Below are 1,647 nucleotides of genomic sequence, written 5' to 3' on the forward strand. Positions count from 1 at the left end.
GCGGCCGAGGGGCCGGCGGAGGGACGGCCGGGCTACTGCCACCAGCGGGTGGCGGCGCTGCGGCGGCGCGGGCGGGGGTGCTGCGTGGTCGCTCCGATCGTGCTGCACGGGCGGGCGTGGGGGGAGCTGTATGTGGCCCGGCCGGTGGGCGTGCCCGTCTTCGGGCGGGGCGACGCCGACTTCGCCACCGTCCTGGCCGCCGTCGTCGCCGCCGGGATCGCGCAGACCGAGCGGCTGGAGGAGGCCCGCCGACTGGCGTTCACGGACGCGCTGACCGGGCTGGCCAACCGCCGGGCCGTGGACGCGCGGCTCGACGAGGCGATCGAGCGGCACCGCCGGGACGGGGCCGTCGTCAGTCTCGTGGTGTGTGACGTCAACGGGCTGAAGAAGGTCAACGACACCCTCGGGCACGCGGTCGGGGACCGGCTGCTGGAGCGGTTCGGGAGCGTGCTGTCGCTGTGCGGGGCGATGCTGCCGGGGGCCCTGGCGGCGCGGCTCGGCGGCGACGAGTTCTGCCTGCTGTCCGTGGGGCCGTCCGCCGACGAGGTGGTCAAGGCGGCCGACGAGGTGTGCCGCCGGGCCGTCGACCTCGGGATCGGCGACGGCGTCGCCTGCGGGGTGGCGTCCACCGAGGACCCCGTCGGGCCGGTGCACTCCGCCCGGCGGCTGTTCCGGCTGGCCGACGCGGCGCAGTACCGGGCCAAGGCCGACCGGTCCGACCGTCCCGTCGTCGCCGGACGGGAGGGCCTCGACGATCCCGTCGTGCGGCTCGCGGACGAGCCGCCGCGGGGGGCGGACGGGGAGCGGCGCCGGTTCCGGGGGCGGCACTCGCCGTGACCGCACGCCCCGCCGCGGCTCCGGCGGGCGTGACGCGTCGGTAAGGGGCGGACCGGGTTCCCGGTGGTGACATCGTTGAATTCACTGCGTACGCTCCTGAATATGGATATGCACACTGTGGTGGTGGGGACGTCCGGGGTGACCGCGTCCGACGTGCTCGCCGTGGCGCGCGGCGGTGCCCGCGTCGAACTGTCCGCCCGGGCGGTGGCCGTCCTCGCCGCGTCCCGCGGGATCGTGGACGCCCTGGCCGCCAAGCCGGACCCCGTGTACGGCGTGAGCACCGGTTTCGGCGCCCTCGCCACCCGGCACATCAGCCCCGAGCTGCGCGGCCGGCTGCAGCGCAACATCGTCCGCTCGCACGCCGCCGGGATGGGGCCGCGGGTGGAGCGGGAGGTCGTCCGCGCCCTGATGTTCCTGCGGCTGAAGACCGTCTGCTCCGGGCGCACCGGGGTCCGGCCCGAGGTCGCGCGGACCATGGCCGAGGTGCTGAACGCCGGGATCACCCCGGTCGTGCACGAGTACGGCTCCCTCGGCTGCTCGGGCGACCTGGCCCCGCTGTCCCACTGCGCCCTCGCGCTGATGGGCGAGGGGGACGCCGAAGGGCCCGACGGGAGCGTGCGGCCCGCCGGCGACCTGCTCGCCGAGCACGGCATCCGGCCCGTCGAGCTGCGCGAGAAGGAGGGGCTCGCCCTCCTCAACGGCACCGACGGCATGCTCGGCATGCTCGTCATGGCCCTCGCCGACCTGGACACCCTCTACCGGTCCGCCGACGTCACGGCCGCCCTCAGCCTGGAGGCGCTGCTCGGCACC

2 protein-coding genes are annotated in these 1,647 nt (G+C 76.2%); both read left to right on the top strand.

Annotated features, from left to right (window positions below; all coding sequences use genetic code 11):
• Positions 1–837: GGDEF domain-containing protein (locus tag B7L92_RS36315; protein WP_081241431.1), on the top strand; the 837-nt coding region annotated here is incomplete at its 5' end.
• Positions 838–945: 108 nt separating this feature from the next.
• Positions 946–1,647, top strand: a 702-nt coding sequence (locus B7L92_RS36320; protein ID WP_159461086.1) for an aromatic amino acid lyase, incomplete at its 3' end; no start/stop codon positions are given.

It is taken from the genome of Streptomyces viridosporus, from assembly GCF_002078235.1.
In the GTDB taxonomy this organism is placed as follows: domain Bacteria; phylum Actinomycetota; class Actinomycetes; order Streptomycetales; family Streptomycetaceae; genus Streptomyces; species Streptomyces viridosporus.